Raw genomic sequence first — 15013 nt, 5'->3', positions numbered from 1 at the left:
CCACCACGCCCCCCTCACCGCCGCCGCCCGCCCCGAAGGCGGCCTGTCCATCACCGTTCAGTTCGGGGCGGCGCGTCGTTCGTAGCGGGCGCGGGCCAGGTCGTAGGCCGTGCGCAGCAGGTCGCGGGTGGTCGCCTCGGTACGCGGGCCCGGGTTCAGCACCGCCAGCCAGCCCATGGTGCCGTAGAGGGGGTGCGCGATCAGGGTGTCGGTGGCGCCGGGGTCCTGGCCGGTGGCCGGTTCGCGTGGAGTGTGCCCGGTCCAGCGGACGAACTCCTCCTTCCCGGTGGCGATGTTCACCCGGAAGACGTCCGGGCGCTCCAGACGTGAGGTCTCGTCGCCGGGGTAGTTCTTGGTCACGACCGTCGCGAACGGCTGGACGTTGACAGGGGTGACGCCGTCGGGCGCGTAGTAGAAGTACGTGTCGCCCCAACTGATCTCCGGGGATCCGTCGCCGGGCTGCGGCCTGAGGGTGAGGACGCCGTCGAGGGCGGCCACGAAGCCGATGATCTCTTCCATGGTCATGTGCTCTAGCGTTGCATTGAGGTGCTTGTGGAGACTTAGCAGCGTGGACGAAGGGGCTTCGGCTTGTCAGGTCTCAAATCGGGGGGCATGCGGACCGTCGATGTCGCGCGGCGGGCGGGGTACTCCGTCCAGCAGGTCCGCAATCTCGAACGCGATGGTGTGCTGCCGCCCGCGACGCGTACGGCCACGGGCTACCGGAGGTACGCGGAGGTGCACGTGCGGTCCGCGCTGGCCTACCGCGCCCTCGCGGCGGGGGTGGGCCCGGCCGAGGCCAGGAAGATCGTCCGGGCCGTCCACCGGTCCCCGGTCGCCCAGGTGCTCGCCCTGCTCGACGCCGCGCACGCCAGGCTCGACACCGAGCGCACCGAACTCCGGCAGGCCAGGGAGGCCGCCCAGGCGATCTCCGGCGAGCCGATCGAGGACGTACGCGCCTCGGACTCGATGAGCGTTTCCGAACTCGCCGCCGCTCTCGGCGTGCGCCCTTCGACCCTGCGGCACTGGGACGCGGAGGATCTGGTCGTCCCCGACCGCGACCCCGTGCGGGGAACACGCCGGTACACCCCCGCCCAGGTGCGCGACGCGCGGATCGTTCACCAGCTGCGCAAGGCCGGCCACCGCATCGAGCCGCTGCGGGCCCTGATGCCGGAACTACGCCTCGGCCGCAGATCCGCGGACATCACCGCCGCCCTGGACGCCAGAGACGCCGGCATCACGGCCCGCTCCAAGGCCCTCCTCGACGGCGCCGCCGCCCTCAGCGCCCTTCTCCCACCCTCGACCGGATAGCCTGCGTTCGGCAAGTACTCTGGACGCTGATCATCTAGCGGAAGGCGGCACGCATGGGTGTCACGATAGAACGCCTGTCTCCGGGAGACGGCGAGAACTTCCCCCAGCAGGGGGACGAAGTGACGATTCACTACGTCGGGACCCTCGAAGACGGCAAGAAGTTCGATTCCTCCCGCGATCGTGGGGCGCCGTTCAAGACGAAGATCGGCGTGGGCAAAGTGATCAAGGGGTGGGACGAGGGCGTGCCCCAGCTGTCGGTCGGGGAGAAGGCGGTCCTGGTCTGCACGTCCGACTACGCGTACGGGGCGCATGGCTATCCGCCCGTCATTCCCCCCAATGCCACGCTCCGGTTCGAGGTGGAACTCATCAAGATCGACTAGGCGGCGTCGGGCGTGCCGGGCGCCCCGGGACGGAGGAGGGGCATGGTCATGCCGTTACCCGTGTCGTTCGATGACGTTCGCGAGGCCGTCGGACGACTCGCCGGGGTCGTCCGCCGCACCCCCGTGCTCACCTCCCGCACCCTGAACGCCCTGACCGGCGCCGAGGTGTTCGTCAAGTGCGAGAACTTCCAGCGGGTCGGCGCCTTCAAGTTCCGGGGCGCCTACAACGCCGTCTCCCGGCTCGCCCCTGAGCGGCTGGCCAGGGGCGTCGCCGCGTACAGTTCGGGCAACCACGCGCAGGCCACCGCCCTGGCCGCGCGTGAACTGGGCGCCACCGCGGTCATCCTAATGCCCGCGGACGCGCCTGCTTCCAAGGTGGCGGCCACCGCCGGGTACGGCGCAGAGGTCGTCACCTACGACCGCTACACCGAGGACCGCACCGCGCTCGGCCGCGCCCTGGCCGAAGACCGCGGCCTGACCCTCATCCCGCCCTACGACCACCCGCACGTCATCGCCGGTCAGGGCACCGCCGCCCTCGAACTCCTTTCGGAGACCGGCGAGCTCGACACCCTGGTGGTGCCGGTCGGCGGCGGCGGTCTCATGGCCGGCAGCGCCATCGCCGCCAAGGCGCTCCACCCCGCGATCCGGGTCATCGGCGTCGAGCCGGAGGAGGGCGACGACACCAAGCGTTCGCTGGAGAGCGGCCGGCGGGTCACCATCCCGGTCCCGCGTACGATCGCCGACGGCCAGGCCCTGGCCACTCCCGGCGAGATCACCTTCGCCGTCAACCAGCGCCTGGCCGACGCCGTCGCCCTGGTCGGCGACGAGGAGATCGTCGTGGCCATGCGGTTCGCCTTCGAACGCCTGAAGATCGTCCTTGAGCCCAGCGGGGCCACCGCCCTGGCCGCACTGATGGCCGGTCGCGTGCCGGGCGCGCCGCGCCGGGTCGGCCTGATCGCCTCCGGCGGCAACATCGACACCCGGCGGTTCACCGAACTCATCGGCGCGCACACAGGTCAGCGGTAGGCGCGAAGGAACGCCTCCACCCCGTTGGCGACGATCGCGGGGATGTCGGCGCCCGCCGGGTCGTCCCGGAGCGCGTCCAGGGCGAGCAGGATGGTCAGCGCGGTGAAGTGCCGCGCCGCCCAGTGGGGGTCGCCCGCCCGGATCTCGCCGTCCCGGGCCAGCTTGGCGAACCGGTCTTCCAGGATGCGTTCGGGCTGCTCGTGCGCGCTCGCGGGCACCGGCGGGGTCGGCCACGCGTGGGAGGTCAGCCGCCGGAAGGTGACGTAGTCGGAGGATGGGAACGCCTCCGTCGCCACGCGCATCGCGAAGGCCGTCAGCGCCTCGCGCAGGTCGCGTCCTTCGGTGAGCTCCTGGTCGATCGCCGCGCGCACGGTCGCCACCACGGCCTCGTTGACCCGCACGAGCACGCTCAGGAAGAGGGCCTGCTTGTCGCCGAAGTGGTCATAAACCGTGCGTTTGGACACCTTCGCCCGCGCGGCGATGGCATCGACGCTGGTGAGCTCGTATCCGTCGCTGACGAACAGCGCCGTGGCCGCCGCCAGGATGTCCGTGCGCTTGCCCTCGGACCGCTGCCGCCGGCCGGGCGTCTGCGGGCCCGTTCTCACCATCCCCATGTTCCCACTCTTCTCTCAGAAATCTCTAAACTACACCGTGTAGTGTGCTTTTCGGAAGGGAGCACACATGCCGATCTCACCACCACCCGGAGCCCTGGCCGCCGGCATCCGGGCGCAGGGCCTCACCAAGCGATACGGGACCACGACCGTGGTGGACGACCTGTCCTTCACCGCCGCACCGGGCGTCATCACCGGATTCCTCGGCCCCAACGGCGCGGGCAAGAGCACGACCATGCGGATGCTGCTCGGGCTGACCCGGCCCACGAAGGGCGCCATCACGATCGGCGGCCGGCACATCTCCGAACTCGCCGACCCCTCGCGCGCGGTCGGCGCGCTGCTGGACGCCCGCGCGGTACACCCGCACCGCACCGCGTTCGACCACCTGCTGGCCATCGCCCAGACCGCGGGTCTCGGCCGCGAGCGGGTCGGGGCGGTGCTGGACCTCGTGGGGCTGACCGGCTCGGCCAACCGGCGGGCGGGGGAGTTCTCGCTGGGCATGAACCAGCGGCTCGGCATCGCGACGGCCCTGCTGGGCGACCCGGGCGTACTCGTGCTCGACGAACCGTTGAACGGCCTGGACCCCGAGGGCATCCGCTGGATGCGCACGCTGATGCGCGACCTGGCCGGGGAGGGCCGCACGATCCTGTTCTCCAGCCACCTGATGTCGGAGATGGAGCTGACCGCGGACGATCTCATCGTCATCGGCCGGGGCCGGCTCATCGCCGAGTCCTCCCTGGAGGACTTCGTGCGCGCCCACACCTCGCACGCCGTCACGGTCAGGTCGATGGAGCTGATCGAGCTGGCGGACGCGCTGAGCCGGCACGGCGTCGCGTTCGAGCGCGCGCCCGGCCCGAGCCTGCTGGTCACCGGTACCGACCCGGCCACCATCGGCAAGATCGCCGCCGCGCAGGGGATCGCCCTGGAGGAGCTGGCCAGGGTCCGCGAGTCCCTGGAGGACGTCTTCCTGCGGCTCACCCACGACGTCACCGATCACGAAGGCCACGCGGCATGAACATCCTGCGCTCGGAATGGACCAAACTCCGCAGTGTCCGCAGCACCTGGATCGCGGCCGTGAGCGCGGTGCTCTCCAGCGTCGTGCTCGGCGTGGTCGGCTCCTTCGACCTGCTCGGCGCACCCCCGGCCGAGCCGCCCGCCGGCTGGGACCCGACCGCGCTCGCCCTGAAGGGCTTCCTGTTCGCGCAGCTCATCATCGGCATGATGGGCGCGCTCAGCGTCACGCCGGAGTACGACACGGGCATGATCGGCACCAGCCTCGCCGTGGTCCCCGCGCGTTCCCGGCTGCTCGGCGCGAAGATGGTCGTCGTCGCCGCGGTCGGGTTCGTCACCGGCCTGGTCACGACGCTGGTCAGCTTCACCGTCGTGCAGCTCATGCTCGGCGGGACCGGCCTGCCGATGGCCGGTCTCAGCGATCCCGGCGTGGCGGGCGCGCTCGCCGGGGGCGTGCTCTATCTGACGCTCATCGCGCTCATCGGGGTGGCGGTCGGCGTGCTGACCCGATCGGCCACCGGCGGCCTGGCCGTACTCGTCGGCGCGCTCCTGCTGGTGCCCGCCCTCGCCCCGGCATTCGGCGACCGGCTCGCCGCACTCTGGCCGATCACTGCCGGTCAGGCCGCGTACACGGTGGTCCCGGCCGAAGGGATGGTCGCCCCCGGGGTCGGGCTCGCCGTACTGGTCGCGGCTGCGGCGGTCGTCGGCATCGCGGGCCACGTCGCCCTCCGGGCCCGCGACGTCTGAGAACCGCCGGTCAGCCCAGCTCCGGGGTCACCTCGGTGGCCAGCCGCTCCATCTGCTCAAGGTCGTCGAAGAGCGGGTTGAGCACGATCATCTGCGCGCCCGCCTCGACCACCGCGCACAGGCCCGCCACGCAGTCGCCGGGGGTGCCGGCCACCGCGACCGGGGCCAGCCCGGGCCGCCCGGCGTAGCCGTAGTGGTCGTCCAGGGCGTGGGCGATCCGGGTGCGGGCGCGCTCCGCGTCGTCGTCCACCGCGATGTAGACCCGCTTGGCGATCGGGAAGCCGGCGGGGTCGCGCCGCTGTTCGGCGAGCGCCTCCCGGATGATCCGGACATGCTCGGCGAACTGCACGGTGGTCACCGACCCGGCGCCGATGAAGGCGTCGCCGAGCCGTACGGCGCGCCGCAGCGCGTTCGGGTGCCCGCCGCCGAACCAGATCGGCGGGTGCGGGCGCTGGTACGGCTTGGGCTCCATGGCCGCGCCCTGCAACCGCCAGAACCGCCCCTCGAAGTCGACGCGGGGCAGGGTCCACAGATCCTTCATCAGCCGCAGCCCCTCGGCGAACCGGGCGACGAAGGTGTCCGGGTCCACACCGAAGGCCGAGAGCATCCGGCTGCGGCCGCCGATGGCGATGCCGACGTCCAGCCGGCCCAGGCTGAGCTGGTCGAGCGTGGCGATGGTCTTGGCCAGGTGCGCCGGGCTGTGCACGGAACTGATCAGCGTCGCGCAGCCCAGCCGGATCCGGGTGGTGCACGCCGCCGCGAAACTCAGCGTCTCCAGCGGCCCGAGGTGCGGGTGCGACCCGATGACCTGTTCCGTCGTCCATGCGCCCTCGAAACCGAGTTCTTCGGCGCGCGCGAGGTAGGCGCGCAGCGCTGTCGGATCGAACGGGCCGGGGCCGACGGTCTGTGGGATCGAGATGGCAAGCCGCATGCGCGAACCTTACAAGAACCGGCCCGGCGGCCATCGCCTCGGCCTGGCGGTCGGCAGGTCGGTCAGGGGGGTCGCCGCAGGCCGCGGCCTCGCAGGCGAGCAGCGTGTCCACGAAGACCCGCCGCTGCTCCGGGGTCAGCGGGGCCAGTGCCGCTCGCCGGGCCGCCGCGCGCGGGGCGAGCCATGCCGTGATCGCGGGCTGCCGGTCGGAGGTGACGCCGGTCGGCGTCCGGCCCGCCTGGTCGCCACGATCACGGACGCGCTGGACGGCGCGCTCGGCGAGGACGTCCGCGACCAGATCGCCGTGACGCCGATCGGCGTCCCGGCCGGCCGTGCGCGGCCGGCCGGGACGTGTGGATTCGGGGTCAGGCGTCGCAGAACCAGCCGTTCTCGCCCCAGCCGTGGTCGTTGACGTAGCCGTACGCGAAGCCGTACACCTGTTCCTTGTCCGGGCCGCTGAAGCTCTGGACGGTGAAGGTCTGGTCGCGCAGGAGGGTCTTGTTGGGGCCGCGGACGAGCAGGTCGTTCGCGCACACCGTGAGGCGGCGGCCGATGTCGTCGTTGCCCGCGTACGGGTACGGGCCTCCGGCGTGGGCCACCCCCGTGGACGCGGCCAGCAGGGCGACGAGGGTGCCGGCGCCCAATGTGAGCCGCGCGATGTTCTTACGTACCGTCATCAAACCATCTTCCTTTCTGTTTCGTTCCGCCCCCGATGAGGGGCTCGCATAGGGCACGATTTCTGTCAGGGAAATCCGTCGTCACGGTTTGTGGGACGTGGGAAGGACGGGATTTCCCATGCGGGCGTCCACCTGCGGTTTCCTCACCACAAACGGGATGGGAGCGGGATGAGCGGGACGGCGAGGCCGGGGCCGGGGAGCGGCGGCGAGGGGCCTGATCCGCCGGACGCGCAGCGGGAACTCGTGGAGTTGCTTCGGCAACTAGGGCGGATAACCCAGAAAAGGACGCAACGCGAACAGGCCGAAATTCTCGGTATTTCCGACAGCGCCTGGTCGCGCTATCTCAAGGGACATATCCCGCCGGATCAGACCTTACGCGCGATGCTCGATCGCGCCCGGATTCCGGTGCGGCACCACCTCGCCTACCTCGCCGCCCGTCAGAAGGCCGAGGCCACCGCCCGCCGGTCCGGGGCGGGCGCGAGTACCGCCACGGCCCGGGATCCCGGTGGGCCCGATGACCGGATGGAGGGGGAGCGGCCGCCTGAGGGTTCGCCGCCGCCCGCTGTCCGGCCTACGCGTGCGCCGCGCCCGAGGGGCCTGTGGTTGCTGCTGCTCGCCGGCGCGGTGGCGGCCGGGGTGGCGGTGCCGGCGGCGAACCGGGTCGCGGATCCGCGACCCGATGGCCCGCCGAGGCCGTGTGACCGTTTCGAGGTGACCGCGCAGACGTTGTCCGTGCGCGATCCGCAGGGCACGCAGACCGGCGAGTACTTCCGCAGGGGCGAGATCCTCACCGTACGGCTTCGCGAGAACGCCTCCGGCGCCAGGTACTGGTACGTCACGAGCGATCACGGCCTGGAAGGCTGGGTGTTCCCGTCGCCGCAGTGGTGGCGACCCGTCTGCGGCACGCCCTGAGGCGTCCGATGGTTCGCAATTCCTGAAAGAGCGGCGAACCGACCGGCACTCCTTGGTTGCATGGTCATCCGACCTATCGAGGAGTGTGATCGTGAAGTTCGCTTACCTAGGGGCGGCGTTGCTGGCGGCCGTGACGGCCACGGCGGTGCCGGCGGCCCCGGCCCAAGCCGCGGTGGCCGAGAACTGGGGCGAGTACTCGCGGATGATGCAGCGCAGCGCCGGTCAGCACTGGGCCGACGGCCAGGCGGCGGGGCAGTGGACGTGGAAGCCGTTGTCGGCCGATACGTCGGAGGTGAGCTGGGGCGACCCGAAGAAGTGGCCGCCGAAGAGCGCGGAGAAGTTCATTCACTCCGGTGACTGGGTCATGCTGGACGGCTGGCGGGACAACGGCACGTACTACACGGTCCGCGTCACCAAGGAGCAGATCGGCGACGCCACGTGCGGAAATCTCCGTACCATCGCCTCCTCCGGCCGGCAGCACTACGCGAAGTGGGACATCCCCGGCGAGGCGTACTGCCTGAAGGCGTGGGGGAAGATCACCGAGCAGTCGTCCGGCAAGGTGGTCGACTTCGGCCACACCCAGATCTGGCACCCGCCCGCGCCCTGCTCCAACCGCTACCTGCGCGGCGAGACCTGCATCAAGCAGTGGGAGTCCTGGTGGGACAACCAGGGGGAGCCCGGCGGGCCCATCACCAAGAAGCTGGAGCGCGACCAGCACATCGCGCGCGGCAAGGGCATGGCCTTCATCATTCAGCAGTACTTCCCCAAGCCCTGGAAGTCGGAGGCGCGGTCGTACTGGAACTGGTGACGAACGCCACCTGAGCGGAGCGGGTGGGCCCGCCGCATCGTCGCCGCAGAAAATAAAATAGCTTCAGATTTTGCGGACTCATGCATAATTCGGATGTTCTGGACGGCATTTACGCCTTTTATTGGACGTGATGTGGTTCGGGGTGACACCATGGCTTCGTCCTGCTCTCCGCCGAGTACGGCGACCGCCTTGTCCGCCCCCAGACAACCGAATGGATCTATGTTATGTCCGACGGCGCGAACGCGCCCGCTCTCCGCGAATTCATCGCCGAGCTGAACCGGGCGCGGTGCGCGGCGGGCCCGCCCACATATGCGGAGCTGGAGCGGAGGTCCAAGCACTGCGAGGCCCCCTACGCCGGGCCCAGGCCGGCCGTGCAGCCGCTACGGGTGTCCACGACCCACGACATCCTGACCGGGCGGCGCAGGGGGCTGCCGCGCTGGCAGTGGGTGGCCTCGTTCATCACCGTCCTGCACGTGCTCGCGGCGGAGGCCGGGCTGGACCCGGCGGCCATCGGCGCCCTTGAGGAGTGGAAGGCCAGGCACGAGGCGGCCGACGCCGCCCTGGACGCGGCCAGGCGGGCCGCCCGCGTGCGGGTGCACGCGGGCGGCGGCACCCCGCGCACGGCCGACCGCGAATCGCGGCACGCGCGCCGGGAGACCGGCGCGCTGGCCATGGCCAGGCGGTCCGTCGCCACGGGCTGGTGGCGGGCGGGGCATCGGGACGTCGTCCCGGAGTGGGAGGAGCCGTGCCTCAGCCTGGAGTCGGCGGCCAACCTCATCCGCGTCTACGGCGGGCACCGCGTTCCGGCGCTGCTCCAGACCCGGGAGTACGCCATGGCCGCGCTCCGACTGGACCGGCCCGGGCTCCCGGCGCGGTCGCTCGCGCGCCGGGCCGACCTGATGATGCGCCGCCGGACCATCCTGAGCAAATCCAACTCCGCCAAACTCTGGGCGATAATCGACGAGGCCGCGCTGCGCGCGCCCATCGACCGCGCGATCATGCGGGCCCAGGTGGTTTCGCTGATCCGGAGTTCGGAGCGGCCCGGCATCACCGTTCAGGTGCTGCCCCAGAAAACGAGCGGCGGCACGGCGGCCGGCGATCCCGTCGTTCTGCTCCGCTTTCCGGAAAGTGAGTTCTCCGATATCGTTTATCTCGAACACCTGACCGGCGGGCTATACCTCGACAATGCCGCCGACGTCAATCATTTCAGTCAGGTGCTGAGCCGGTCGGCCATCGAGGCGCTGCGGCCACCGGAAAGCCGGGCGTTCTTGCGGGAGTTCCTCATCTGACGGCCCAGGGGGATTGCGGTGAGCGGCGATGAGCAGGTCTTCCACTGGCGCGAGGCGGAGAAGGATCTGATGTCGGGGATCGACACGTCGGTGCCGCACTCCGCACGCATCTGGAACTACTGGATGGGGGGAAAGGACAACTTCCCGGTCGATCGGCAGGCCGGTGACGTGTTCGCCGGGCTCTATCCGGGAATCGTCGACATGGCCCGGGTGTCGCGTTACTACATCGCCCGCGTGGTCCGGTACCTGGCCCACGAGCTGGGCGTCCGCCAGTTCCTGGACATCGGCACCGGCCTGCCCAGCCACGACAACACCCACGAGGTCGCCCAGCGCGTCGATCCGCGCGCGCGCATCGTCTACGTCGACAACGACCCCATGGTGCTGGCGCACGCGCACGCGCTGCTCACCGCCGACCCCCGGGGCAGCACCGACTACATCGAGGCCGACCTCAACGACCCCGACACCATCGTGCGCGCCGCGAAGACGAAACTCGACTTCGACCGGCCCGTCGCGATCATGCTGATGGGCGTGCTCGGGCACCTCCCGGTGACCGGGCCCGGCGACGACGCCGCCCGCTCGATCGTGGACCGCCTGACGGCGGCCCTGCCGCCGGGCGGCTTTCTGGCCATTTACGACGGCACCGACACCGACCCGGGATACGTCGAGGCGATCCGCCGGTACAACGAGACCGGATCGCTCCCTTACCACCTGCGCACGCCCGAGCAGATCGCCCGTTTCCTGGACGGCCTTGAACTGATCGAGCCCGGCGTGGTGCAACTTCAAAAATGGCGGCCCGACGACAGTCCTTTCGGCCCGTCGGTGCCGGTCGACGCATGGGGCGGCGTGGCCCGGCGCCGATAAGGCGATCTTGCCCGTGCGGAAAGGGCTGCGATACTCGCCGGGAACGGGAATTCCGGCGAGAATCGAGGTCGATCATGAATGCACGCGGTATCGCCCGGGGCGAGTACCTGCACCGGAAAAACGCCGAGGACACCGACCGCCCAACGGTGTTCACCCTGCACGACCGGCAGTGGGATCTGCTGGCGAATGTATTCTCACCGGCCTGCACGCCGGCCACCGGGCTGTTCACCACATGGCTGGAATATCCAGTCGGCGGAACCTTCCTGGAAATGGGGTGCGGCGCCGGGGTGACTGCGGTTACCGCCGCGCTGTCCGGGTGCCGGGCGGTCACCGCCATCGACATCAACGCGTTCGCCGTGGAGAACGCCCGCCGCAACGCGGTACGGCACGGCGTCGCCGACCGGGTCCGCGTCCTGCGCGCCGACCTCTTCGACGGGCTCGGCCGGGACGAGACCTTCGACGCGATTTTCTGGAACTCCAACTTCGTCGACGCCCCACCCGACTTCATCGACGACACCGGCCTGCATCACGCGTTCTTCGACCCCGGCTACCGCGCGCACGAGCGGTACCTGCGCGAAGGACCGGCCCACCTGACCCCCGGCGGCCGGCTGCTGCTCGGCTTCTCCGACGTCGGGAACACCGCCCTGCTGGCCAGGCTGGCCAAGGAGTGCGACCTGGAGATGGTCCTCGTACACGCCGAACGGCGCTTATCGGAGCAGGACGTCGAGTTCGAGATCTTCGAGTTCCGCAGGGCGGCAGGCTCGGCGGCTGAATAGCCACGAGATCCGGCGGGGAAGGATTCAGGCGGTCTTTCCCCGCCGTTCCCTTTGCGATCACCCGTGGACCACCCGCCGCACCCACCCGCCCGTTCGGCGACGCGGAGGGTCGGGTGGCCGCTGCCAAGCGACCGTTGACCGATATCTGCATCTGTGACCGCTATCCGGGCGCACATAACGCACTTTATGGTCAGTGCGTCCGTGATCAGGACCTCTGCGTACCACGTTTCCGCAGGCGGAGGATCACGGGCCACGGGGGAGCACCACGCAAGGGAGGCCGTGTGAAATCCTACAGAATCCGTTGGTTCGGCGTGGCGGTGACCGCTGCGGCGACCGTGACCGCCCTGACGCTCACCACTGCCCCGTCACTAGCCGAGCCCGCCCCGCCGACCGACCCCCAGACGACGTCCGCCGACTCCCAGACCTCCGCTGACGCGCAGGCCGCGCCCGGGTGCGCGCCCGGCACCACGATACGCACCGACAAGGGCGAGGTCTGCGGCACCACCGCGGACGGCGTCAACTCCTGGCTGGGCATCCGTTACGCGGCCGCGCCGGCCGGCGACCTTCGCTGGGCTCCCCCCGAACCCCACGCGGGATGGAACGGAGTGCTCCAGGCCACCGAGCAGGGCCCGAACTGCCCGCAGTCCGATGGGCTGGGCGCGGGTTCCACCAATGAGGACTGCCTGAGTGTGAACGTCCGGGCGCCGGCCAGGGCCGGCGTGCGGAAGCTGCCGGTGATGGTCCAGATCCACGGCGGCGGTTTCCGGTTCGGCCGGCCGGCGGACGGCAGTCACCTGGTGCGCACCGGCAATGTGGTCTCGGTGGAGGTGCGGTACCGGCTCGGGATCTTCGGCTACCTCGCGCACGACGACCTCGGCAGGAACTCCGGCAACTACGCCATCCAGGACCAGCAGGCCGCGCTGCGCTGGGTGCAGCGCAACATCGCGGCCTTCGGCGGCGACCCGGGCAACGTGACGATCTTCGGTGCCTCGGCCGGCGGGTCCAGCGTCTGCGCCAACACCGCGTCGCCCACCGCGCGCGGGCTGTTCCACAAGGGCATCGCGCAGAGCGGCGAGTACAACTCCCTGCTCGGCAACAACACCTCCTGGCAGGCGCAGGACTGCAAGTCCGAACTGCCCTCGGCCAAGGAGGCCCACCGGACCGGGCAGCGGTTCGCCGCCGCGCTCGGCTGCACCGACCCCCGCCGGGCCGCCGAGTGCCTGCGCGCGGTGCCGGTCGCGAAGCTGCTCGAACAGTCCGGTAACGGCCTAGGCCCGGACAAGGGCACCATCGCCCCCATCGTGGACGGCAAGACCCTCCCCATGTCGCCGGCCAAGGCGTTCGCCACCGGCCGGGTCAACGACGTCACGCTGATGCACGGCGTGGACCGCGACGAGGTGCAGCTCGCCTCCGCCAACAGCCCCGAGGACTACGAGCGGCTGGTCAAGGAGCAGTACGGCAAGTGGGCCCCGCAGGTGTTCGCCCTCTACCCGATGAAGCGCTTCCCCGCCCCCTCCCACTTCATCGCCTACCGGACGATCGTCGCCGACTCCAACTCCGTCTGCCCCTCGCTGCTGAACCACCAGCGGATGTCGCGGCACCTGAAGGTGTTCGCCTACCAGACCGACAACGCCGACGCCCCGCCCGCCAGCTTCCTGGACAAGACCAAGCCGAACGGCGCCTTCCACGTCGTGCTCAACCAGTTCCTGTCGCCGCCGGCCGGCGCCCAGCTCACCGCCAACCAGCAGGCGTTCGCCGCCCAGATCGTCGCCCAGTGGACCGGGTTCGCGCACACCGGCAACCCGACCGTGGACGGCACCCCGCTCTGGAAGCCCTTCACCCGCCACGACCCTGCCGTGATGTCGCTCGCTCCCGCCGGTGACAGCCAGCTCACCAGGGAGATCGGCGAGCAGCACAACTGCGGCTTCTGGAACCGCTTCGCCGCCTACGGGCACTGATCCGCACCTTTGTCCACACGCCGAACGCCCGGCCGGGACCACCGGCCGGGCGTTCGCCGTCATGTCAGTGTCAGGAGGACGTCCGCTTGACCGGGAAGTCCTGGGTCGGGAAGAGCGGGAACGCCGGCGCGGTGGTCCTGGCCTGCGGTGAGGAGGTGCCGCACAGGCTCAGCAGCAGGTGGTTCACCATCGCCTCGTCCACCGGGTGCGGGAGCGGCAGGCCGTCGTCGCCGATCTTCTGGTACTTGCTGAGGTTCAGCCCGAAGGACACCTGACGACCGCCGTCCTCGCTGCTCAGCGACATGGTCAGCATGCCGAAGACACCGCCGTCGTGGCCCCAGAACCGGCCGCAGGGAAGATCCATGGAATAGAGCCCGAGGCCGTAGTCGATCGCCGCGAGGCCGCCGACCTGCACCGGGACGGTCTCGCGCATCTCGGCGAGCCGCTCCGGGCCGATCAGCCGGCCCGTGAGCAGCGCCCGGTAGAAGCGGTTGAGGTCGTCCATGGTGGAGACGACGGCGCCGGCCGTGCCGCCCCAGGACATGTCGTACACGCTGTAGTCGCGCGGCGGGTCGATCCAGCCGAACAGCGCCTCGTACGCCTTGGAGTGCGGGCCCTTGATGTACGGCGAGCGCGGGAAGTACGTGTGCCGCAGGCCCGCGCGGTGGATCACCTGGCGGGTGATGTACTCCTCGGCCGACCGGCCGGTCACCTTGGCCAGCAGCATCCCGGCGAGGATGTAGTTGGTGTTGGAGTAGCTGCCGGGCAGCGCCCCCGGCGCTCCGGTCACGGGGCGGGAAAGCCCGAACTCCACCAGTTCCCATGGGCTGAAGGTGCGGAACCGGTTGTCGTCGAGGCTCTTGGGCGAGCCCTCAAGGAAGGAGGGGAAGGCGGCGGCGATGTAGTCGCCGAGGTGGCTGGTGTGGTTCAGCAGCATTCGGACGGTGGTCTTGCCGGCCCGGTCGGCGGGCAGGACGCCGGGGAGGTAGCGGGCCACGGGCGCGTCGAGATCGACCGTGCCGCGTTCGGCCTGCTGGAGCAGGGCCACCGTGACGAACGACTTGGTGATGCTGCCGATCCGGTGCGCCATGCGGGGGTGGACCGGCCGGCGGGTCTCGACGTCGGCGACTCCGGCCGCGCCCGCCCAGGTCTGCCGCCCGTCGCGGACCTCGGAGTAGACGCCGTACATCCCGGCCTCGTGAACGGCGTTCACCGAACGCTGGAGCGCCCTGCGATCCAGCGCTGGGCCGGTGTCCGCGGTGGCTGGTACGGCGTGCAGCCCCATCGCCGCGACGCCGAGTGCCACGATCAACTGCGTGGTGCGTGACAGCCTCTTCATGGTGACCGAGCATGTCGGACCGGGCCGCGGCGGGGACAGTCCACAAAGTCATCACTCGCTCATGATTGCCGTCATGTCCGCCGGCCGCGGTGTTCCCGCGCCAGGCGGGCCGCGTAGGCGGTGAGGCGCGCGGCGGCGGCGTCGAGGTCGGCGGCGGCCACCGCGCACGCGGCCAGATGGGCGGCCACCGACTCGCCCAGCCACCGCGGCGCCAAGCCGTTCGCGGCGAGCCGCTCCTGGACCGCGCGCAATCGCTCCGCGCACTCCCCGAGCGCCCGGACATCGCCGCGCAGCACCTCGGCATGCGCGAGGACCCGCTCGTGGGCGGCGGCGCCCGGCGGCGGGGTTTCGAGTGGTCGCATCGGACTCCCTTCAGGGC

At 70.7% G+C, this 15013-nt stretch carries 17 protein-coding genes; 11 read left to right on the top strand and 6 right to left on the bottom strand.

Features of this window, described 5'->3' with window-relative positions:
- Positions 1 to 57: 57 nt before the first annotated feature.
- Entirely contained in the window at positions 58 to 525 is a 468-nt protein-coding gene (locus C1I98_RS21375) for a DUF6194 family protein (protein WP_111169205.1), read from the bottom strand.
- An 87-nt stretch (positions 526 to 612) separates the two neighbouring features.
- Between C1I98_RS21375 and C1I98_RS21370 the strand changes: the two genes are divergently transcribed.
- Genes C1I98_RS21370 through C1I98_RS21360 form a run of 3 tightly spaced genes read left to right on the top strand, consistent with a single transcriptional unit; the run spans position 613 to position 2714 of the window.
- Positions 613 to 1308, top strand: coding sequence for a MerR family transcriptional regulator (locus tag C1I98_RS21370; protein ID WP_199537100.1), 696 nt, complete (start codon positions 613 to 615; stop codon positions 1306 to 1308).
- 53 nt (positions 1309 to 1361) lie between these two features.
- Entirely contained in the window at positions 1362 to 1688 is a 327-nt protein-coding gene (locus tag C1I98_RS21365) for an FKBP-type peptidyl-prolyl cis-trans isomerase (RefSeq protein WP_111169203.1), read from the top strand.
- Between the two features lie 48 nt (positions 1689 to 1736).
- Positions 1737 to 2714 (top strand): threo-3-hydroxy-L-aspartate ammonia-lyase, encoded by a 978-nt coding sequence (locus C1I98_RS21360; protein WP_199537099.1) that lies wholly within the window; start codon positions 1737 to 1739, stop codon positions 2712 to 2714.
- On the opposite strand, the gene C1I98_RS21355 is transcribed toward C1I98_RS21360, so the two are convergent.
- Positions 2705 to 3328: a TetR/AcrR family transcriptional regulator gene (locus C1I98_RS21355; protein ID WP_111169201.1), complete on the bottom strand. Its 624-nt coding sequence runs from the start codon at positions 3326 to 3328 to the stop codon at positions 2705 to 2707. The two genes, C1I98_RS21360 and C1I98_RS21355, sit on opposite strands and share 10 nt — an antisense overlap.
- A gap of 67 nt (positions 3329 to 3395) precedes the next feature.
- Between C1I98_RS21355 and C1I98_RS21350 the strand changes: the two genes are divergently transcribed.
- On the top strand, positions 3396 to 4340 hold the full coding sequence (locus tag C1I98_RS21350; protein ID WP_111169200.1) for an ABC transporter ATP-binding protein: 945 nt from the start codon (positions 3396 to 3398) through the stop codon (positions 4338 to 4340).
- A complete protein-coding gene (locus C1I98_RS21345) occupies positions 4337 to 5083 on the top strand; it encodes an ABC transporter permease (protein WP_111169199.1) in 747 nt (248 codons plus the stop codon). Before C1I98_RS21350 ends, C1I98_RS21345 begins: the two co-directional genes overlap by 4 nt.
- 10 nt (positions 5084 to 5093) lie before the next feature.
- Here C1I98_RS21345 and C1I98_RS21340 read toward each other — a convergent pair whose 3' ends face one another.
- Together C1I98_RS21340 and C1I98_RS21330 are read right to left on the bottom strand one after the other, a co-directional pair.
- Positions 5094 to 6014: an LLM class flavin-dependent oxidoreductase gene (locus C1I98_RS21340; protein WP_111169198.1), complete on the bottom strand. Its 921-nt coding sequence runs from the start codon at positions 6012 to 6014 to the stop codon at positions 5094 to 5096.
- A gap of 365 nt (positions 6015 to 6379) precedes the next feature.
- Positions 6380 to 6691 carry a hypothetical protein gene (locus tag C1I98_RS21330; protein ID WP_199537098.1) on the bottom strand — a complete coding sequence of 104 codons (312 nt, stop codon included), beginning with the start codon at positions 6689 to 6691 and terminating at the stop codon, positions 6380 to 6382.
- A gap of 381 nt (positions 6692 to 7072) precedes the next feature.
- Here C1I98_RS21330 and C1I98_RS21325 point away from each other — a divergent pair, with 381 nt between their 5' ends.
- The 6 genes from C1I98_RS21325 (at position 7073) to C1I98_RS21300 (ending at position 13295) form a co-directional block, all read left to right on the top strand.
- A complete protein-coding gene (locus tag C1I98_RS21325) occupies positions 7073 to 7603 on the top strand; it encodes an SH3 domain-containing protein (protein WP_111169197.1) in 531 nt (176 codons plus the stop codon).
- Positions 7604 to 7694: 91 nt separating this feature from the next.
- The gene (locus C1I98_RS21320; protein WP_111169208.1) at positions 7695 to 8411 is read left to right on the top strand and encodes a hypothetical protein; all 717 of its coding nucleotides are present in this window, start codon (positions 7695 to 7697) and stop codon (positions 8409 to 8411) included.
- Positions 8412 to 8635: 224 nt separating this feature from the next.
- Complete coding sequence (locus C1I98_RS21315) at positions 8636 to 9700, top strand: DUF5753 domain-containing protein (protein WP_111169196.1); 1065 nt, start codon at positions 8636 to 8638, stop codon at positions 9698 to 9700.
- 69 nt (positions 9701 to 9769) lie between these two features.
- Entirely contained in the window at positions 9770 to 10561 is a 792-nt protein-coding gene (locus tag C1I98_RS21310; protein WP_111169207.1) for an SAM-dependent methyltransferase, read from the top strand.
- A 74-nt stretch (positions 10562 to 10635) separates the two neighbouring features.
- The gene (locus C1I98_RS21305; RefSeq protein WP_111169195.1) at positions 10636 to 11337 is read left to right on the top strand and encodes a methyltransferase; all 702 of its coding nucleotides are present in this window, start codon (positions 10636 to 10638) and stop codon (positions 11335 to 11337) included.
- Positions 11338 to 11618: 281 nt separating this feature from the next.
- A complete protein-coding gene (locus C1I98_RS21300; RefSeq protein ID WP_233508046.1) occupies positions 11619 to 13295 on the top strand; it encodes a carboxylesterase/lipase family protein in 1677 nt (558 codons plus the stop codon).
- Between the two features lie 70 nt (positions 13296 to 13365).
- On the opposite strand, the gene C1I98_RS21295 is transcribed toward C1I98_RS21300, so the two are convergent.
- On the bottom strand, positions 13366 to 14634 hold the full coding sequence (locus C1I98_RS21295; protein WP_111169194.1) for a serine hydrolase domain-containing protein: 1269 nt from the start codon (positions 14632 to 14634) through the stop codon (positions 13366 to 13368).
- A gap of 71 nt (positions 14635 to 14705) precedes the next feature.
- Positions 14706 to 14996, bottom strand: coding sequence for a hypothetical protein (locus C1I98_RS21290; protein ID WP_111169193.1), 291 nt, complete (start codon positions 14994 to 14996; stop codon positions 14706 to 14708).
- Positions 14997 to 15013: the final 17 nt, after the last annotated feature.

This window comes from Spongiactinospora gelatinilytica, from assembly GCF_003236385.1.
GTDB classification, from domain to species: Bacteria; Actinomycetota; Actinomycetes; order Streptosporangiales; family Streptosporangiaceae; genus Spongiactinospora; species Spongiactinospora gelatinilytica.
The sequence above is the reverse complement of the archived record's forward strand: the minus strand, read 5'-3'. Positions and strand labels throughout refer to the sequence as shown.